The organism is Vibrio sp. PID23_8 (genome assembly GCF_003584965.1).
Classification (GTDB): Bacteria; Pseudomonadota; Gammaproteobacteria; order Enterobacterales; family Vibrionaceae; genus Vibrio.
In genome coordinates, this window is the sequence record NZ_LIXE01000002.1 from 412254 (window position 1) to 430646 (window position 18393).

Annotated in this window: 20 protein-coding genes and 1 tRNA gene; 5 read left to right on the top strand and 16 right to left on the bottom strand. The window is 45.7% G+C overall.

Annotation, left to right across the window (positions count from 1 at the left end; genetic code table 11):
* Position 1 precedes the first annotated feature (1 nt).
* From flgK to AK966_RS05825, 12 genes are all read right to left on the bottom strand, one after another.
* On the bottom strand, positions 2-1918 hold the full coding sequence (gene flgK / locus AK966_RS05770) for a flagellar hook-associated protein FlgK (RefSeq protein ID WP_119463709.1): 1917 nt from the start codon (positions 1916-1918) through the stop codon (positions 2-4).
* Between the two features lie 180 nt (positions 1919-2098).
* Positions 2099-3046: a flagellar assembly peptidoglycan hydrolase FlgJ gene (flgJ, locus tag AK966_RS05775; RefSeq protein WP_119463710.1), complete on the bottom strand. Its 948-nt coding sequence runs from the start codon at positions 3044-3046 to the stop codon at positions 2099-2101.
* Between the two features lie 18 nt (positions 3047-3064).
* The gene (locus tag AK966_RS05780; protein ID WP_099079280.1) at positions 3065-4156 is read right to left on the bottom strand and encodes a flagellar basal body P-ring protein FlgI; all 1092 of its coding nucleotides are present in this window, start codon (positions 4154-4156) and stop codon (positions 3065-3067) included.
* A gap of 45 nt (positions 4157-4201) precedes the next feature.
* Complete coding sequence (flgH, locus tag AK966_RS05785; protein ID WP_119463711.1) at positions 4202-4981, bottom strand: flagellar basal body L-ring protein FlgH; 780 nt, start codon at positions 4979-4981, stop codon at positions 4202-4204.
* A gap of 30 nt (positions 4982-5011) precedes the next feature.
* Positions 5012-5800, bottom strand: coding sequence for a flagellar basal-body rod protein FlgG (gene flgG, locus AK966_RS05790; RefSeq protein ID WP_099079278.1), 789 nt, complete (start codon positions 5798-5800; stop codon positions 5012-5014).
* 18 nt (positions 5801-5818) lie between these two features.
* Positions 5819-6568 carry a flagellar basal body rod protein FlgF gene (locus tag AK966_RS05795; protein ID WP_119463712.1) on the bottom strand — a complete coding sequence of 250 codons (750 nt, stop codon included), beginning with the start codon at positions 6566-6568 and terminating at the stop codon, positions 5819-5821.
* 315 nt (positions 6569-6883) lie between these two features.
* Positions 6884-8197, bottom strand: coding sequence for a flagellar hook protein FlgE (gene flgE / locus AK966_RS05800; protein ID WP_099079276.1), 1314 nt, complete (start codon positions 8195-8197; stop codon positions 6884-6886).
* Between the two features lie 31 nt (positions 8198-8228).
* Positions 8229-8936 (bottom strand): flagellar hook assembly protein FlgD, encoded by a 708-nt coding sequence (flgD, locus tag AK966_RS05805; RefSeq protein ID WP_099079275.1) that lies wholly within the window; start codon positions 8934-8936, stop codon positions 8229-8231.
* 16 nt (positions 8937-8952) lie between these two features.
* Positions 8953-9366 carry a flagellar basal body rod protein FlgC gene (gene flgC, locus AK966_RS05810; RefSeq protein WP_099079274.1) on the bottom strand — a complete coding sequence of 138 codons (414 nt, stop codon included), beginning with the start codon at positions 9364-9366 and terminating at the stop codon, positions 8953-8955.
* A 5-nt stretch (positions 9367-9371) separates the two neighbouring features.
* Complete coding sequence (flgB, locus tag AK966_RS05815; protein WP_099079273.1) at positions 9372-9767, bottom strand: flagellar basal body rod protein FlgB; 396 nt, start codon at positions 9765-9767, stop codon at positions 9372-9374.
* A gap of 338 nt (positions 9768-10105) precedes the next feature.
* Entirely contained in the window at positions 10106-10933 is an 828-nt protein-coding gene (locus tag AK966_RS05820) for a protein-glutamate O-methyltransferase (RefSeq protein WP_099079272.1), read from the bottom strand.
* Positions 10934-10944: 11 nt separating this feature from the next.
* Positions 10945-11871, bottom strand: a complete 927-nt coding sequence (locus tag AK966_RS05825; protein ID WP_099079271.1) for a chemotaxis protein CheV — start codon at positions 11869-11871, stop codon at positions 10945-10947.
* Between the two features lie 76 nt (positions 11872-11947).
* On the opposite strand from AK966_RS05825, the gene flgA reads away from it, so the two are divergent.
* From flgA to AK966_RS05840, 3 genes are all read left to right on the top strand, one after another.
* On the top strand, positions 11948-12694 hold the full coding sequence (flgA, locus tag AK966_RS05830) for a flagellar basal body P-ring formation chaperone FlgA (RefSeq protein ID WP_119463713.1): 747 nt from the start codon (positions 11948-11950) through the stop codon (positions 12692-12694).
* A 128-nt stretch (positions 12695-12822) separates the two neighbouring features.
* Positions 12823-13134 (top strand): flagellar biosynthesis anti-sigma factor FlgM, encoded by a 312-nt coding sequence (gene flgM, locus AK966_RS05835; protein ID WP_099079269.1) that lies wholly within the window; start codon positions 12823-12825, stop codon positions 13132-13134.
* A gap of 26 nt (positions 13135-13160) precedes the next feature.
* Positions 13161-13586 carry a flagella synthesis protein FlgN gene (locus tag AK966_RS05840; protein WP_099079268.1) on the top strand — a complete coding sequence of 142 codons (426 nt, stop codon included), beginning with the start codon at positions 13161-13163 and terminating at the stop codon, positions 13584-13586.
* A gap of 114 nt (positions 13587-13700) precedes the next feature.
* Here AK966_RS05840 and flgP read toward each other — a convergent pair whose 3' ends face one another.
* Together flgP and AK966_RS05850 are read right to left on the bottom strand one after the other, a co-directional pair.
* Positions 13701-14132: a flagellar assembly lipoprotein FlgP gene (flgP, locus tag AK966_RS05845; RefSeq protein WP_099079267.1), complete on the bottom strand. Its 432-nt coding sequence runs from the start codon at positions 14130-14132 to the stop codon at positions 13701-13703.
* 9 nt (positions 14133-14141) lie between these two features.
* Entirely contained in the window at positions 14142-14780 is a 639-nt protein-coding gene (locus AK966_RS05850) for a FlgO family outer membrane protein (protein ID WP_099079266.1), read from the bottom strand.
* Positions 14781-14950: 170 nt separating this feature from the next.
* Between AK966_RS05850 and AK966_RS05855 the strand changes: the two genes are divergently transcribed.
* The gene (locus AK966_RS05855) at positions 14951-16084 is read left to right on the top strand and encodes a flagellar assembly protein FlgT (RefSeq protein WP_119463714.1); all 1134 of its coding nucleotides are present in this window, start codon (positions 14951-14953) and stop codon (positions 16082-16084) included.
* A gap of 65 nt (positions 16085-16149) precedes the next feature.
* A tRNA-Arg gene (locus tag AK966_RS05860) sits at positions 16150-16226 on the top strand.
* A gap of 21 nt (positions 16227-16247) precedes the next feature.
* On the opposite strand, the gene kch is transcribed toward AK966_RS05860, so the two are convergent.
* Positions 16248-17399 carry a voltage-gated potassium channel protein gene (gene kch, locus AK966_RS05865; RefSeq protein WP_182852595.1) on the bottom strand — a complete coding sequence of 384 codons (1152 nt, stop codon included), beginning with the start codon at positions 17397-17399 and terminating at the stop codon, positions 16248-16250.
* 42 nt (positions 17400-17441) lie between these two features.
* On the bottom strand, positions 17442-18380 hold the full coding sequence (gene glsA / locus AK966_RS05870; RefSeq protein WP_119463715.1) for a glutaminase A: 939 nt from the start codon (positions 18378-18380) through the stop codon (positions 17442-17444).
* Positions 18381-18393 lie beyond the last annotated feature (13 nt).

Genomic DNA, 18393 nt, shown 5'->3' on the forward strand with positions numbered 1-18393 from the left:
TTTATCGCAATTGCAAGATGGTATTGAAGGTGTCGTTTGCCGCTTGCATCACACGAGAAGATGCCATGTATGCCTGTTGAAACTTCATCATATTGGCCGCTTCTTCATCCAGGTTAACTCCTGAGATCGATGCCATGCGCTCTTGCGCCGCTTCGCTTTCTAACCGTGCAACATCTGCCAAACGCGTCGCCGTTGACGTTTTCAAACCGACATCGGTATTCAGATTGAAGTACACGCTCAAAATCGTCGACTCGTTATCATTCATTTTTTTGTCTGTCTGAATATTCTGCATCTTACGCAAGTTGCCGTTATCACCTTCAGAAGGGACAAGGTTAGCGGTGAATTTATCATTCGCCAGCGCACCGCTGCTCAGTTCAAATACCGTCTCTGCTCCGTTTTTGTAACCTGGGTGATTACTCGGGAGAGAAACAGACACTGAACCACTTGGTGGATACGGTTGGGGCGCCATGATCACATTACCTTGGGTATCCGTAACCGCAAATTGATCGCCTGTTGGGGATACCACAACTTCAAACTCACGCAGATCTCCGGCATCGATGATTTCGAATTTTGCATTACCTTGAGCAAACGTCGTCGAGGCTTCATAACTTTGTGCCGCAATCGCTTTTGGATCCGTCGTTTCCACTTTCATTTGTGCAGCGCTGCTACGAGTTGGACGAAGCAATACTTGTTCACCGACTTTAGGCTCGTTGCGCACTTCTACCCGCATACCATCAAGGTAAAACGCATTACCGGATGAAACGGTGTCAACTTTAATCGTCTCGCCATTTGGCTTAGTCACGCTGTAGCGGTCGCCATCATAACGCAGGGAATATTCACCGCCCTTCAACGCGCTAATATTATCGATATAGACCGCCATATCCGCAGTAGACTGCGGCCCAGTAATCACGCGAGACGTAGCCAGTACCTCTGAGTTCACATCGGTAAACAGCGGGTCGCCCACATTGCCGTTATGATCCAAACCTTGCGATTGCAAATGGTTAATTTCACTAGAAAATGCAGTAGCCAGACGGCCAAGTTCATCCATCACTTGTGGAATGTGCTCATCGCGCATATTCAGCAGTGCGCCAATCTTACCGTCGATGTCATCTGACTTGATCGCTTTGATACCGCCACCTTCCACCATAGCAAGGCGACGTTGGTGTACATCTGGAGAGCCATCAATCATCTTAAGTTGGCTGGCTTCTGTGCCTGAAACGAGCGTATGACCATTGCCAATATGGACGTTGAAGCCTTCTGAGTTTTTGCGCGGTGTGACCGTTACTTTGGTGTATTCGGAAAGCTCTTTGACCAATTTTTCGTGTTGGTCCATCAAATCATTGTGAGGGCCTGGAGTGCGCATCATTAAGCGGTGCATATCACGGATTTCGACCGCCAGTTGGTTCACGCGCTCAATCCCCATATCCAGCGATTTGTTCGTCACATCAGATTGCCGGCGCACAGTCTCATGAAATTCGTTTAGGGTATCACTCAGTAGCTTGGCTTTTTCCAATACGACTTTACGTGCGCCCATATCATTTGGTGTATCCGCCATGGTTTTCACCGCATCAAACCATTCATTGAGGTTCTCTGGGATTTTCTTCGATGCCACCGATGACAACATGCTTGAAAGCAAATCAAGATTTTTTTCGTTGTCGAGCTTATTCGCATAGTTAGTGGTGGAGAGATTAAGCTCTTTCACGGCAAACTCATCCCAAGAGCGGCGAACATTTTCCACATGCACGCCCATGCCGTAGGTAGAACCACCAAATTGACGCGGATCGTTGGTGCCTTGTATGACAGACTGACGGCTGTAACCTTCTGTATTAGCATTAGAAATATTATGACCAGTCGTATTTAACTGTCTCTGAGCAGTAAGCACACTTTGAGTACCTACATTCAGAAGATCTGACGCCATACATGCCCCCAAAAAACGAAATAAAATCGGTATTAACCGATCACCTAAATAGGAATTAGCAAAAGGTGTGCCAATTTATATCAGAGGTTCAACAGCTAAAAAGAAAGGCTTGCGATTGAGCAAGCCTTAGGGAAATTGAATGTGACAATGTCGAAGATATATCACCGTTAAAAACGTGAGTTACATGCTTTCGATTTTTTTCTTCACTTGCAGAACTTTGTCCGCGTAGTGAGGGTCCGTGGCGTAACCTGCGCTATGTATGCCACGAATAAATGCTTCAGAGCCACCACCTTGCTGAAGTGCGGTCTCGTAACGAGGATTATCACTCAAAAAACGGACATAATCATTAAAGCTGTCTTGGTAGCTAGAGTAAGCGCGAAAGGCCGCAGTCTCTTTCACTGGGGTATTATCATGAAACTCCAGTGTCTGGGTGGTGACTTTGTCACCCTGCCAACTACGATCCGCTTTGATGTTGAACAGGTTGTTACTGCTGCCACGTGCGTTTTGCACCACCTTTTGTCCCCAACCCGTTTCTAGAGCGGCTTGAGCAAGCAATAATGAAGGCTCAACACCTAATGCTTTTGCCGCACGATCTGCGTATGGCTTCATCGAATTAACGAAAGATTCAGGTGTATCAAAACGAGATGGTTCTGACTCCGGGCGCGCAATGTCTAACCCAGAGCGAGACAGTTGACCGGATTCGATCAAGCGTTGTTCAATTTCACGCGCTTTCTTCGGATCCACACGACGGTATTCCACCGCATTGTTTACCGCATCGCGCATTGCCGTTTCACTCTTGTCGTTGCTCTGACCAACCGTCAACTGCTGAACAATCATGTCAGCCAAGCCCATTGAACCAGACGCACTCAACTCACTGGCCATCTGCTCATCCAGCATTTGACGATAAAACTTTTCATTTTGACTGTTCATGAAATTTGATTCGAAGCCTTCATTGGCTTCGCGCATCGATTTTAGCATCATCGAAGTAAAGATAGATTCAAACTGACGAGCCGCAGCGCGCAGCGCTTCTTGTTCACCCTCTTTGCCTTCTTTTACTGCCTTTTGACGCAGTGAATCTAGCGAGCTGATGTCATGAATAAAGCCGATATCGTTAGGATTGTTTACCACCGTTCACCTCCTAATCGATTAGATGATGATCAGCTGGCCTTCAATAGCGCCAGCTTGTTTCAATGCTTGTAGAATGGCCATTAAGTCAGAAGGTGCAGCGCCTACTTCATTGACTGCGCGAACCAGATCATCAAGCGTCAAGCCTGGTTCGAACTTAAACATTTTGCCTTTCTCTTCGTTCACTTCGATATCAGAGTCTGGCACAACCACCGTTTGACCGCCCGAGAAGCCGTTTGGTTGGCTCACATTAAAGCTTTCTTTAATCGCTACCGTCATACCACCGTGCGTCACTGCCGCAGGCTTAAGACGAACATGCTTGCCAACAACGATAGTACCCGTACGAGAGTTCACTATGATCTTCGCCGCGCCATCAGCCGGGTCGAACTCTAAGTTTTCGATGGCTGACAAGAATGCGACTCGTTGGCTTACATCGCGTGGTGCACGCACGCGGACCGATGTGGCATCGACGGCACTCGCCATTTGCGGGCCAAGGAAACTGTTCACTGCATCAGCCATGCGCTGCGCTGTAGTAAAGTCTGATTCAAGTAGGTTAAAGGTGATGTAATCGCCACGGCCAAATGGGCTTGGTATCTCGCGCTCGACCATTGCACCACTAGAGATAAGGCCTACTGTTGGATTGTTACCGACAATCTTTGAACCGTCCGCGCCCTCAGCACTGAATCCGCTTACCACCAAGTTACCTTGTGCAACCGCGTAAACTTGTCCATCAAGACCTTTCAAAAACGTTTGTAGTAATGTACCGCCACGTAGGCTTTTCGCACTGCCGATAGAAGAAACGGTCACATCAACTTGCTGACCCGGCTTTGAAAATGGAGGAAGCTCTGCCGTTACCATGACAGCGGCAACGTTTTTAATTTTTGGCTTGGTACCTGGCGGCATTTGAATGCCGAAGTTTTGCAGCATGGCCGCAAAACTTTGCTCTGTAAACGGGTTAGATTCCCCAGTACCGGGTAAGCCTGAAACCAAACCGTAACCCACAAGTTGGTTGCTACGCACACCTGCCACTTGCGCGACGTCTTTGATACGTGCAGCTTGGGCTGAGGTTGCAAACAGTGAAACGCTCAGCAGTGCTAATAAGATTCTTTTCATGCTTACTTAATCTCTTGCCGTCAATTTGCCGTCATTAGCGGCGTCTTACAAAGCGACATTAAAGAATCGTGCCAAGAAGCCCGGCTCTTGCATATCTTGTGCTAGGCCTGTGCCTGAGTATTGAATTCTTGCGTTAGATACACGGTTTGACGCAATCGTATTGTCGAAGTTGATATCATCAGGACGAATTGTACCGCTCAAACGAATGTACTCATCGCCAGTATTTAACGTCATCCATTTCTCACCACGGATCACAAGGTTACCGTTTGCCAGCACTTCAATCACTTCCACCGTGATGTAACCGCTAATGCTGTTGCTTTGCTTAGCAGAAGAGTCACCGACGAAGGTGTTGGTGTTGTTTAGTTCGTACGAGAAGTTGTATTTGCCGCCAATTTGCAGCTCTTGACCACCGACAGACAGAGGTTCCATCGTTGCATCGTTGGTTTTCGATAAGTCCGCGTTCGCGCTCTTAGTCGCACGTGTGGTTTCATCTAGCGTTACAGTAATGATGTCACCGATACCACGTGGCTTAGAGTCATCATAAAGATCGGTAATGTGCTCAGCGCTGAACAATGAACCTGTTGCCGCAGCGTAATGCTCTGGCTTCTGTTTAGGGTGAATCGGTGCCCACGCAGGATCGCCAGCGACCGGATCCGTTCTGCCACGTAAAATGTCAATGATGCCGCTACTCTCTTCTTGCGATTTATCACCTTCAACCGCATCCACAACGGTGGTCGTTTGCGTCACTTCAACCGTCTCGATGGGGTCGAGCATTGTGCAACCAGACATCGTGGCGATAAGTGCAAGTAGACAAATACGTTTCATCATTGGCTCCTTAATTATTCGTCCTAGTTATCACAACTGCTGATTCACAAAGCTCATCATCTTATCAACCGATGAGATCACTTTTGAGTTCATTTCATACACGCGCTGCGCTTCAATCATGTTGACCAGCTCTTCAGTCACATTCACGTTGGATGCTTCCAACATCGACTGACGGATCTCACCCAAACCATCGAGACCAGGGACACCTTCTTGTGGGTCACCACTTGCGCCTGTTGGTAAGTAAAGGTTTTGACCAATTGGCTCTAAGCCGCCTGGGTTAACAAAATCCGTAATCGTCAACTGTCCAACAACCTGATTGTCTTGCTGGCCTCGTACTCGCACCGACACTTCACCATCGGTACCAACAGTGATAGAAATCGCGTCTTCAGGAATGACAATTTCTGGTTCTACCGGGTAGCCAGAACCAGAGGTCACCAGTGTACCTTCACCATTTAACGTGAATTGACCATTACGAGTGTAACCGATATTGCCGTCAGGCATCGTGACTTGGAAGAAGCCATCGCCTTCCACCATCATATCTAATGCGTTGGTCGTGGTTTGCGCGTTACCGTGGGTGTGCACCTTTTGCGTTGCCACGACTTTAGAACCCGCCCCCAGCATTAAGCCACTTGGAAGCTCTGTATTTTGAGATGACTGACCACCTGGTTGGTTGATGTTTTGGTAAAACAAATCTTCGAATACTGCACGGCTCTTTTTGTAGCCCACGGTTGAAGCGTTCGCCAAGTTGTTCGAAATCGTTGCGATATTGGTCTGCTGAGCGTCTAGACCCGTTTTACTTACCCATAGTGCTGGATGCATTGTGAACCTCTAACTCTGTTAACTCATACGAAGCAATGAATCTGAAGATTTATCCATCTCTTCAGCGGTGCTCATCATTTTGACCTGCATTTCAAACTGACGCTGTAGATCAATCAGTGCGGTCATTTCACCTACGGCGTTGACGTTACTACCTTCAATTGCACCAGTTTGGATGCTGATGGTTCCATCTGCTTCGTAAGGCTGATTTGGAGTTTTGTGGCGAAATAAGCCATTGGTATCTTTAAACAAACTTTGATCGTCTGTACGTACAAGCTTAATACGATCAACCACGGCTAATTCTCCAGCCGGCGCACCTTGAGGCAGTACAGAGATAGTGCCATCACGACCGATTTCAATTTTTGAGACAGGAACAGGTAAGGTAATCGGTGCGTTGTTTTCACCAAGCACCACGTGACCACTTGCGTTAGTCAGTAAACCGTTTTGATCCACTTTTAGATTACCGTTACGCGTCAAACCTTCTTTACCGGTGTGATCCATAACAGAGATCCAACCACTGCCTTCAACGGTAATATCGAGATCGCGGCCTGTCGTAATCACACTGCCTTGAGCAAAGTTATGCCCAGGACGTTCTGTCATACTGAATACACGCGAAGGGTGACCTTCACCATAAGCTTGCATAGAACGAGCTTGAGCTAAATCAGCACGAAAGCCAGTCGTACTTACGTTTGCCAGGTTGTTGGCACGCAATTGCAGGGCCTGCATATTTTGCTTGGCGCCACTCATTGCGAGAAACAGTGCGCGATCCATAAATTACTCCAAAAATTCTCTGTACCATGGAGTAAATAGCAAAAGCTATGCCAATATTAAAATGTCACTATTAATCAGAGAATTGAGTTGAAATGCGCGGATTATCGGAAGTAATTTAAGATGAATATACCGAAGGAGAGGCAAGTTTTTAACCACCGAGCGGCAACAGCGGCAAACAGGAGATCAAAACAAGCTCAACCTGAACTGAGGTGTGTTCCGGTTGAGCATTAGATGAATGTCATACTATTATCAAACGAAGCGGCAAGCGCACGCAGCGTTTGATGAAACAGATTATCGAACTATCGGCCTAGCGCCCTAGCGAATCTGCAGGATATTTTGTTGCAGTTGGTTGTGTACTTCTAGCGCACGTGAGTTTGCTTGGAAGTTGCGTTGAGCAGAAATCAGATCCACCAACTCCTGAGTCATATCAATGTTTGACTGTTCCAGCGTACCGTTGTTGATCGTGCCAAAAGAGCCTTTGTTTGACTCACCCCAGATCTTGTCACCAGAAAACTGAGTTGAATCCCATTGAGTGCCGCCTTTCTTATCTAGGCCTTGTTCGTTAGGAACTCGTACTAATGCCACTCGCCCCAATGTCACGTTTTCACCGTTTGAGTAAGTACCCAATACGCTACCGTACTCATCAAAATCGATCTTTGTTAAGAAGCCCGTGGTTGCACCGTCTTCATCAAACTTGGTTAGCTCAAACGGCGCGGCAAACTGAGTCGCTGAATTTAGACCGAAGTTAAGCGTCTGTGCTGGATCGGCACCATTTAGATCCACCGGACTGCCATTTGTTGCTGGGTCACCCAGTGCAACAGAAGTGATTGGCTGACCATTGTTCAAGCTTGCCAACGTACCATCGTTATTGAACTTCATTGTGTGGCCAATGTGTCCCGTCTGCGTTGCAGCATCACCATTAGCAACGTTTAGCGGTTTCTCACCTGCTTTGTCTGTTACGGTATAGTAGGTTTGCCACGTGTTCGGCTGGGTTTGATCTTTCAAGTAGTAGGTCGTTAACTTGTAAGATTGACCCATCGAGTCATAAATCGTTGAAGACGTAGAACGGTTATAGGTCTCTGGATTTGAAAAATCGAATTGGGTTGGATCTTTCAAATCACCATTTGCCGGCAAGTTCACGCCCACTTCAATATTTGCTGTCTGCTTTGGCTTACCAAATTCAGCAGGAATTTTGAGTGGTTGAGGCTCATAAGAGAGAACGTCACCTGTGTCTTTATTCACTTCGTAACCAAGCAAAAACTCATCGTTGGCCGTTACCATGTAGTTATCTTTGTTCAAATGAAAGGCACCATTACGGGTCAATTCATTCTGTTGTGGCACCATGCGTTCTTTTGCCACCGCAAAGAAGCCAGAGCCCGCTACACGTAAATCCATTGGGTTGTTGGTATAAATGCTTGAACCTTCGTGAAACTGCTGCGCCACTTGGTTTGCTTGCGCACCACCACCCGGTGTGGTCTTTGCGTTAGTGAACAAAGAGTTTGAATACACATCGCTGAACTCCGCACGAGACTCTTTAAAACCGTAGGTGTTGGCGTTCGCAATGTTATTACTTGTGGTGTTCAAATCCAGTTGAGCGGAGGACAGACCGCTTAAAGATACATATGACATTCCAAAATCTCCTAATCTAACATGCTATTGATTACGCTTTGCCGACTTCCAACACTTCTGCAAGTCGAACTGGCGATTCAAAGCCTGCCAGATTGAGTAATACGTTTCCGTCGCCCTTACCTAGCAACACACTATTCACGTTCGCATAAGTCGATACTGGAAACTCTTGCGATGTCCCTTCGACCAAGCCAGACGCTTTCACATTGTATTTGCCAGCAGGTAATGGATTTCCGTTTTCATCATTACCGTCCCAAAGCACACGAGTGTCACCGGCTGGTTTCGCACCTACCTCAAAAGTACGCACCAGTTGGCCAGCTTCGTTTTCCACTCGAACAAATAGGTTATCGAGTGGCTGTGTAAGCTTCACCATTGCCGCCATGCTCGCATTGTCTTGCTTCACACCCGCCGCACCTGGGACCAAAACGTCACGACCAACCAAAGAGGAAGCCTGCAATGCTTGGTTTGACGTCATTGACGAGTTTAAGCTCTCAAACTGAGAGTTCATCTTGCCGATACCATCTACGGTCGCAAATGACGCCATTTGCGCAATCATCTGGTCATTACCTACCGGCTTAAAAGGATCCTGCTGAGACAATTGCTTAGTGAGCAAAGATAGGAAGTCTTCCTGTTTCAGGTCCTGCTTACCTGTGCTCTCGTTGGCTTTTTTGTTCTCTTGTAGGCTTTTAAGCTGGTCGATGTAGGACAAGCCGCTTTGACCAATGTTATTAATTCCGGCCATACGCTACCCCCTTACCCTATTGACCCATCTGCAGCGTACGCAGCAGCATCTGTTTACTAGAATCAGCCACTTGCACATTGGTTTGGTAAGCGCGAGAAGCTGAAATCATATTTGCCATTTCTTCCATTACATTCACGTTTGGCTTGTAGATGTAGCCTTCTTCGTTTGCAAGGGGATGATCAGGGTTGTACTCCGCATTCAGCGGTTTATCGCTTTCTACAATACCCAGAACTTTCACCGGCACCGTATCACCGCCACGCATGGCATTACTTAACTCAGCACCAAACACAGCATGACGCGCCTTGTAAGTGTCTTTCGCAGAGCTGCTGACACTGTCGGCGTTGGCCAAGTTGCTCGAGGTAGTATTCAGACGAACAGACTCAGCGCTCATTGCAGAACCTGTCACATTAAAAACGTTAAATAAGCTCATCTAAATTATTGCCCTTTGATTGCTTTGGTTAAGTTCTTGAATTTGCCGCCTAGAAAGTCTAGCGAGGCTTGGTGTCTAATTTGGTTTTGCATAAACAAGTTACGCTCTAAATCCAAATCAACTGTATTGCCATCGCCTGTATCTGGTTGAGTAGGAAGACGATACAGTTTATCCCCCGTCAACGTAGTAGTGGCAGGAATGTGCCGACCATCCGTTCGGCTAAGACCGATGCTTGCCCCTGAACTTGCCGCCTGTAATTCCTTAGCAAAGTCTAAACCTCTTGATTTGTAGCCAGGCGTGTTTGCTTGCGCGATGTTGGTGGAAATCACCTCCGCGTTGCGCTCGCGTACACCCACCGTGTGTTGGTGAATACCTAGTGCATTGTCAAAAGAAATAGCCATGTTTGCCTCTACATTAAGAACTGACCGTCATTAGTAACCAAAAGCAATTAGCATGCCAAAAAGCGATGTGCCGTTTTGCCGTTTGGTTATCAACGTAATGGATCGCAATAAGCAAGCCAAAGTAGGTGATTGAATGTCATATCAAGTCAGTTAATCAATCTGACTCACTAAAAAATATACACCCTTTGATGCATTGAAGGCAAAAATGGCCAGATCTTTAACGAGGAGAAACGCAGAAATGAGTAACGAAATGGTGGGATGGAAAGGAACAAAAAGAAAAGCCTGAAACAAGGTCAGGCTTCATTGTTTTAAAAAGAGTCCGCTATTTTAGCTTATCGCTACTTTAACTTGTAAATAATACCTGGATTACAGCGCACCATTTCAAATTTGTCGGTCAAACCAGTGAGCGATTCCGAAGCACCCAACAGCAGGTAACCACCAGGGTTTAAGCTGTTTGCCATTTGGTTCAGCACTTTCGATTTCATCTCTGGTGAGAAGTAGATCAAGACATTACGACAAAAAATAATGTCGAATTTCCCTAAAAGGGCGTAACTGTCCATCAAGTTCTGAGGACGGAAATTCACCATACGTTTTACGTTATCTTTTACTTTCATGCGTCCATCACCTGCGTCTTCAAAGAACGTACGGCGACGTTCTGGTGAAAGACCACGCCCCAAAGCAAGGTTGTCGTAAACACCCGCACGGCACATATCCAACATATTTGAAGAGATATCGGTTGCCGTGATCGATACGCTAGGCAGCAATCCAGGCTTACGCTGCTGTGTCTCTAGCACCGTCATCGCCATTGAGTACGGCTCCTGACCAGAAGAGCTAGCCGCTGACCAAATCTTAATTGGTCGTTTATTTGCCGCCATCTCCGGCAAGAGTTTGTCAGCTAATACCGTGAACGGATAAGTATCTCGAAACCACAATGTTTCGTTCGTCGTCATTGCATCCACTGCAGCAATACGCAGTTCACGATTGCGCCCTGTTACGACATCACGCAGCAAATCAGACAACGATGCGAGCTTAAACTTAGTCACCAGTGGGCTCAATCGGCTGCGTACGAGGTATTGCTTACTGTCACCTAATACGATGCCACATTGTGATTCTAGAAAACGGCTAAAGTCACGATACTCTTGATCACTGATTGTAATAGCAGTCATTAATGTCTCTTTTATTGTATTAATGCAGATTTAACTGCGTTCCCCAACTCACCTGGGTTAAATTTCGCAATGAAGGAGTTTGCCCCTACTCGCTCGACCATCGCTTGGTTGAAGACACCACTCAATGAAGAGTGAAGAATAACATAAAGGTTCTTCAAATCTGCATTTCTGCGAATTTCAGCGGTTAACGTATAGCCATCCATTTCTGGCATTTCGATATCAGAAATGACCAAAGAAATCTGATCGTAGATGCTACCTTCTTGCGCCATTTCTAGCAGCTTATTGTATGCTTCTTTACCATCTTTCACCGAGATCACTTCAAATCCGATGGCGCTAATCGCTCGTTCCACTTGCTTACGAGCGACCGTTGAGTCATCCGCGATTAAAATGCGGCGTACTATCGGCTTCGCCTGCTCTGCTTGAGCGATTTCTTCACCAATGGTCGAATCCATGGTTTCGTCTACCGGTGCAATCTCTGCCAAGATTTTCTCAACGTCCAGGATTTCTACTAGCTCGTTGTCGATGTTGGTTACTGCGGTTAGATAATGTGCTTTACCTGCGCCGTCAGGCGGCGGCAAAATCGCTTCCCAGAGCATGTTAATAATGCGCTCAACTGAAGAGACTAAGAACGCTTGAATAGTTCGGTTAAATTCCGCGATCACAACAAAACATTTATCGATATCTGTCGTTGGGCGACCACCGATCGCCAAACTCAAGTCAATCACTGACACGGTATGGCCACGGATATGAGCAACACCTTTTACTAGAGGGTGTAGATTTGGCAATAACGTCAATTTAGGACACTGCAGTACTTCTTTTACTTTGAATACGTTAATACCGTAGCGCTGTCGTCCCATCAACCGAAAAGTCAGTAGCTCCAATCGGTTTTGGCCGACGAGTTGCGTACGCTGATTCACCGAATCAAGAATCCCCGTCATATGCTCATCTCCATCTCAAACTTTTTGTTTTTAAATGATACTCTACGACTGGCAGGCATAATACCAGGGAAACAGTATGGCGCACCATAATATAATAGCGACACCATTGACTATGACTATAGGTAGAGCAGTCATCACAAAGTACGCTAAGTCTATCGGCATTATGCTCAGTATGTTTAGCTTTTTTGTGCAGTCAGCAACAGAAATCCAACTCGAACAAATTAGAACCGCTGCCGAGCAACATATTCTTACCACGGTCGAGCAACCAGTCGGAGGAGAATTGTCAGTGGGCGCGGCAAATATTGATCCACGTATTAGAGCCACTGATTGCCCTGAGCCCCTTACTACGTCTGCATCTTCAACCAGTAGCACACGCAGTAATATCAATGTATTAGTTGAGTGTCCGATCGATAACTGGAAGGTGTATGTTCCGGTTCGGATTTCTGCATCTGTACCAATGATCGTTGCGACTCGTCAACTGGGGCGTGGCGAAATCATCAGTGCTTCGGATATCACTACATCGATGATCGAATTACAGCGCTTTCGTAAAGATGGCTTTACTCGCGAGGAACAAGTGATTGGGGCAAAACTAAAACGCAATGTACGCTTGGGTGATGTGGTCGAGCGCAATGATGTGTGTGTGGTTTGCCGCAATGAAAAAGTGACGATCAAAGCGGTGAAATCAGGCATGACCATTACCACTAAAGGTACGGCATTACAGGATGGTTCCACTGGTGATCAAGTAAGAGTGAAAAATGACAAGTCCCAACGTATAATAGAAGGCATTGTGACTGGCATTGCGGAAATCACCATCACCTTTTAGTCCTGTTTGATAACTTACTGGCGGTGATGGAAAAATGTACAATAAAAATGCAAAAATTCCCTAAAGTTATTTTGCTAATGGTCGATAGTCTGGATACCAGTATTACGATACGAATTTAAGGTTGAAATATGGTAAGTATAGATAATATACGCTCAGGCCAGATGACGACGACAAGTCGCTCACCTGCCCGTAATGATTCTACGGCGACAAGCACCACGGAATCAAAAAAAGCGCTAGCACAACAAGACGCCGTCTCATTGAGCCAGCAAGGTAAGGCCGTCAGCAAGCTGCAAAAGGATATGGCTGCATCTCCAGCTTATGACAGTGCAAAAGTAGCGGCAATTAAAGAAGCAATCGCAAACGGCTCATACAAAGTTGATCCAGAAAAACTGGCCGACAATATGATTAAGTTTGAAAACGAATTGCAAGGCAAAAGCTAACTGACTTAGGCCCAAGGTAAGTATTGATGGCAGCATTAGTCGATCTTGTTAACTTCCAGCTGGAAAATGCAAAAGCACTTTCTGGTGTGTTACGCCAAGAAACACAAGCGATCACCGCTCGTGTCTCTTCTGAGATCGAGAAATTTGCCAAAGAAAAAATGACACTCATTGATCAACTGAGAACCACCGATCAACGAATTGCCTCTCACCCGCACGTCAATCAACTTACTGATGACGCAAACCTAAGTCAGGTTGTCGCACAGATCCAATCCATCATCCTCGATTGCCAACACACCAATCAAATAAATGGGGAATCGCTCAACCGTGCTCAATTGAGCTTCAACAAGCTCAACAATATGCTTCAGCATACCCACGGTAAGATCGGCATGACCTACAATGCCGGCGGTAAAACTCATACCATCTCAACGCTCGGCACGAACATCAAAGCCTAAAAACGCGCCTTGCTCTCCTGCCCATCCCTGTTAGCACTGAATGTCGCACATAAAAAAGCAACCAATTGTTGCCAATCAGTCGCTAGAAAAAATTACCTGATTCGTAGAAATGGGTTAAAACAAGGTCTGCTGACGCTTCTCAGGTACCTGTTGTACTTCACCGTAATCACGCAGTTTATCCATCTTACGGATGTCTAAACGAAGCTCAGTAACGTAACTGTCTTCAACTAGATAGCTACGCACAACCTCCGCCCCACGGATCACACCATCAACGGCACCCGTTGTCGTTTCAATACCAAGACGCTGATCTTCTAGCTCAGCACGGCCGCTTACTCGCATACCATACACTTGCTCAGCTAACTCTCGGTAAGCATCAATCTTCGACGCACGCATAGCACGAACACGCTTCTCTTCTACCGTGCGGCCAGTTTGCTCACTCACGCTCGCGTAGCCCACCGCAACTAAAATATCATCTTGGCGCATCTGTTGTAATGGCTGACAGCCCACCAGCACCAATGTCACTAGAATAAATAATAACTTTTTCATGCTTGTTTCCTACGGGCGGAGAATCACAGTGTATGGTTGTCGAATGGTAGGATCAGAACGAATCAATACCCCGTCTTGAGTACGGATACTATTCAGTGTATCTAAATCACGGCCAATACGATCTGCTGGCAAAAATGCTTGTGCTGAAGCCACAACAATACGGCTTTGCATACCGACAATACGTGCATTCACTAAAACGCCACCTTCCTGACGTAACATCGTTCCAGTCAGTACGTATTGAATTTGTTGTTCATGCGCCAAATCTTGCCAATCACGACTTAGAGCAAAGTCACCTTGTTGAGTCACCTGAATAGACCCTGTCGTTTTAAAGTCCACGACCTTAAAACCACGACGTTGGAATTGGTGAATAAACCCTTCCGATATCGAGTTACCCAACCAGTTAGTCGCATCCATATTTTGCAAATCAACAAATGATGTAATCGCAACAGGTGTACGTGATGACACCGCTACGTTTGAAACCATCAACTCTTCCGTCATGCTTTCAATAAAGAAGTCCATTGTGTGGCGTGGGCTGTCCATGAGCATGAACTGGCTGCCGGAATACGGTTCTTTACCATTGTAAATTGGTGAGTACGCGCACGATGTCAAAAGCGTCATCATCGATGCGGCAACAAGCCATCTTTTCATGGTTTGATTCTCCAGATAATCTTAGGTGTCACTGTTTTTTTGATTACTTCTCTGCCGAGAAATGCAATATTGGAACAGTCCTTGCTTTCTTCTGTTGTCAAACTTACAAAAAGCCACCAAACTTCATTGCAATTGATAAAGCAATATCTATACCCAAACGGCAAGAAACAATGAAAAAAATATTTTTTAGCGTAATTTCAATTACTTTTATATTATTTCTGCCATTTCGTACGGCAGCGTCATGGTATGAAGTGACAGGCATTGCCACGATCGTTTCTTCAGATGAAGCGGCAAGGTTGCACGCATTAGAGGATGCACTCTTCAAAGCCGTCAATTTTTCGGGCGCAGATATTGGCAGCATTAGCAATTTGATGCCACTGCTAGAAGAAAACCGCAAAGAGTACCTATTCACTAATCATGAAGTACGCTACATCTTGGTGGAATCAGAGCGCAAACGCCGTGGCAAAATGGAAATAAAGATCCGTGTGGACATCTATCCATCGGCAACGGGTTGCCACGTGAATCAATATAAGAAAACCGTGTTGGTCGGCAACATCGACGTCGTGTCACCGCAGCAAGCAGTGATGGGACAAATTTACCGTGTGGGTGATGATTTCAGTGATGTAGTAAACCGCCAATTGGACCAAACTTCTCGTAGCTTTGTCTCGGTTGGCACAACCGATTATTCAATCCATAGCCACTATCCAGAGCGAACCCAAATGATCGCCCAGGACAACGGTGCACAGTACATCATTGGCGGAGAAGTCACCGACCTGACGGCGACGGTTGATGCTAAAGTGCTTAAAGATGATATCATCAATCGACAGTTTGCATTGGAAATAAAGGTTTACGATGGAAAAACCGGTCACGAGGTTTACCAAAAAAACTACCGTGAAGTCGCGCGTTGGCCATTTGCCAAAACCAGTCAAGTCGATACAAGCAGCGCACGTTTTTGGGCATCCACTTACGGTGAAATGATGCTGCGTGTAAGCCGTAATATTATGCTCGACTTAGAATCAGAGCTGTCTTGCAAAATCACTTTACCAGAAGTAGTAGCCGTGTTTGGTAATACAGTCACCATGGATCTCGGTCGCATGCACGGCGTGAAAGAAGGCGACAAGCTGCAATTGTGGCATACCGCCTCTTTCATCGACCAAAAGGGTCTGCCACGTAATAAAGTCTCGCAGAGCGCTATCACGTTAACGGTTTCACGACTCTACGAGCACGAAGCAGAGCTGACCATTGACCAGTCAAATCTGGCATCAAGCGTACAGATTGGTGACGTAATGAACAAAGTGCTTTAAAAACATGAACAGAGTCTTGTTATGTGACTGTTTTTTTATATCATACACCACGTATCTGAATTAACGCCCCCATGGCACAGCTGGATAGCGCAGTCCCCTCCTAAGGGACAGGTCGTAGGTTCGAATCCTACTGGGGGCGCCATCTTTTTTCAGCTCGTTAGTATTACTTTCCAGAGTCAAGAAACATAGAAATTAAATCGTTGTTATCCATGCTCTCTCCATTTAATAACCGAGCGAGCACCTCACTGCCAAGTAATTGTGGCGATAATAAAACATCAGGCTGAACTCTTTTTATTTTGTTCATGTTTTTACTATCATTGACAATTACCACCGTTTTTGCATTTGGATTAAGATCCTTTGCAGACAGAACAATAAATGCGTTGTCTGCATCGGTGTCAGTGAGAGCAAGAATCGCTTTGCAGTTTTCTAATCCCGCACTCTTTAACACTGATGTATCGCAGCTGTCTCCGGATATAATGTCATACTTTCCTTCCAGACTTTGTTCAATTTGCTGAAATTCATCGGTTGGTCGAATAGTAATAATCGTAATTGCCAAACCGCGCTCTCTTAATCGAAGCACCGTATTCATGGCCATTGTAGAGGTACCGCAAATAATAAAATGATCTTTCCTTTCCATCACTTTTCTATCTCCCTGAATTAACTTACCAAAACTTTTATTGAGTAATGGACCAAGCACGGTGCTCAATGATGTTGCAAAAATGGCAATCCCAGCAGTAATCATGGAGGCAGAAAAAAGTCTCGCAGAATCACTCACTGGCAAAATGTCACCATACCCCACCGTTGTCATCGTAACCAGAGAGAAATAGAACGCCGTTGTCAGCGAATCAATTTCTGGCTTAAACCCGTCTCCAAAGTACAAGCTGCCATAAGTAGAGTAGATAATAAGAATGATAATACTGATAAAAGCAACGATACTACCTGCTGCTGTACTGCTATGATGAAAATGCTTTCGTAAAAAAAACATGACAAACAGCGTCAATACACCTAATGAAAAGTTAACAGTGAGATTAGGAAAGTACTGCGCAGTAAATATGAGATAAACGATCAGCAAAATACAGCTCATCGCCCATGCAGCTCTTGCTTTGAAAAATAGTCCAATGCAATTTAACAATTGAAAGACGCCAAGCAACAGCCAAGGCAAGTTCTTTATCGTTTCAAAGTTAAGCTTTGAAATATCATCAATTAAAAAAATAATATCAAAAGATTGATTTGCACCAAAAGCGACGTCAAATATTAATATACTATTAAGTAACACCATCAATGATGCTATAATATATCCGTACTTTTCCCACATATTATTCACCCATCATTGACATTACTCATGCACTCGTAAATGTTATTCATTTACGCGTGCATTAAAAATATTCCATCCCATTTTGTTTGCAACAGACTTGATCATCAACTGACCTCGAACACTGTTTCCGGCTTCATCCAAAGGCGGGGAAAACGCTGCCAGCGCCCCGACATTGGGAATGACGGCAACCAAGCCGCCCCCTACACCACTTTTACTGGGTAACCCCACCTCAAATGCCCAGTCCCCACTGCGTTCGTACAATCCCTCTGTTGTCATTTCTGCCAACAAGGAAGGAACCAATGAGTTCTTTAAAACGGGTTCTAAGGTAACAGGATTAACGCCGCCGTTGGCAAGACACGCCCCCATTGTGGCAAGGTCAACACAATTAAAAAGCGTAGAACATTGCCGGGTATACACATCACACGCCTCAAAAGGATCAGAGTACATGCAATTTGAGGCCTCAAGCAGCAGAGCGATCGCTTTATTATGTGTGTTCGTGCTCTGTTCAGATTTGTTGACTTGTGCAGATAGTTTGATCTTACCCCCCGCCATAGCCGATTGCATCTCGAGTATCTTGCCCCAGCGATCTTCTGCATCCGTTGCTTTCACCAAACTTACTGTGGCCATTGCCCCTGCGTTAACTAAAGGGCTTAACGGTTTTCCGTTATGAAGCTCTAAAGCCATCACTGAATTAAATGGTAAACCCGTTGCATCAGCGCCAATTTTTTCATGCAACACTTTACTGCCATGCTGATTAAGCGCTAATGCCAACGTCATCACTTTGGAAATCGACTCTATGGCAAATTTATATTCTGTATCGCCAATGGCATGCATATGACCGGATACCGACACAAAGCACAGCCCTGTCAATTCTGATGGGACTTTCGCTAAAAAAGGGATATAGGATGCATTTGCACCATCATCAACCTCTCTGTAGCGTTCATACGCATCGTCAATGGCTTTACTCAATTTCTTATCCATGATTCTGCTCCCA

Bases quoted from the DNA above. Each gene is read 5' to 3' on its own strand.
- flgK (WP_119463709.1), bottom strand. From the start codon at position 1,918: ATGGCGTCAGATCTTCTGAATGTAGGTACTCAAAGTGTGCTTACTGCT.
- AK966_RS05780 (WP_099079280.1), bottom strand. From the start codon at position 4,156: ATGAAAAGAATCTTATTAGCACTGCTGAGCGTTTCACTGTTTGCAACC.
- flgH (WP_119463711.1), bottom strand. From the start codon at position 4,981: ATGAAACGTATTTGTCTACTTGCACTTATCGCCACGATGTCTGGTTGC.
- flgG (WP_099079278.1), bottom strand. From the start codon at position 5,800: ATGCATCCAGCACTATGGGTAAGTAAAACGGGTCTAGACGCTCAGCAG.
- AK966_RS05795 (WP_119463712.1), bottom strand. From the start codon at position 6,568: ATGGATCGCGCACTGTTTCTCGCAATGAGTGGCGCCAAGCAAAATATG.
- flgE (WP_099079276.1), bottom strand. From the start codon at position 8,197: ATGTCATATGTATCTTTAAGCGGTCTGTCCTCCGCTCAACTGGATTTG.
- flgD (WP_099079275.1), bottom strand. From the start codon at position 8,936: ATGGCCGGAATTAATAACATTGGTCAAAGCGGCTTGTCCTACATCGAC.
- flgC (WP_099079274.1), bottom strand. From the start codon at position 9,366: ATGAGCTTATTTAACGTTTTTAATGTGACAGGTTCTGCAATGAGCGCT.
- flgB (WP_099079273.1), bottom strand. From the start codon at position 9,767: ATGGCTATTTCTTTTGACAATGCACTAGGTATTCACCAACACACGGTG.
- AK966_RS05820 (WP_099079272.1), bottom strand. From the start codon at position 10,933: ATGACTGCTATTACAATCAGTGATCAAGAGTATCGTGACTTTAGCCGT.
- AK966_RS05825 (WP_099079271.1), bottom strand. From the start codon at position 11,871: ATGACGGGGATTCTTGATTCGGTGAATCAGCGTACGCAACTCGTCGGC.
- flgA (WP_119463713.1), top strand. From the start codon at position 11,948: ATGGCGCACCATAATATAATAGCGACACCATTGACTATGACTATAGGT.
- flgM (WP_099079269.1), top strand. From the start codon at position 12,823: ATGGTAAGTATAGATAATATACGCTCAGGCCAGATGACGACGACAAGT.
- AK966_RS05840 (WP_099079268.1), top strand. From the start codon at position 13,161: ATGGCAGCATTAGTCGATCTTGTTAACTTCCAGCTGGAAAATGCAAAA.
- flgP (WP_099079267.1), bottom strand. From the start codon at position 14,132: ATGAAAAAGTTATTATTTATTCTAGTGACATTGGTGCTGGTGGGCTGT.
- AK966_RS05850 (WP_099079266.1), bottom strand. From the start codon at position 14,780: ATGAAAAGATGGCTTGTTGCCGCATCGATGATGACGCTTTTGACATCG.
- AK966_RS05855 (WP_119463714.1), top strand. From the start codon at position 14,951: ATGAAAAAAATATTTTTTAGCGTAATTTCAATTACTTTTATATTATTT.
- kch (WP_182852595.1), bottom strand. From the start codon at position 17,399: ATGTGGGAAAAGTACGGATATATTATAGCATCATTGATGGTGTTACTT.
- glsA (WP_119463715.1), bottom strand. From the start codon at position 18,380: ATGGATAAGAAATTGAGTAAAGCCATTGACGATGCGTATGAACGCTAC.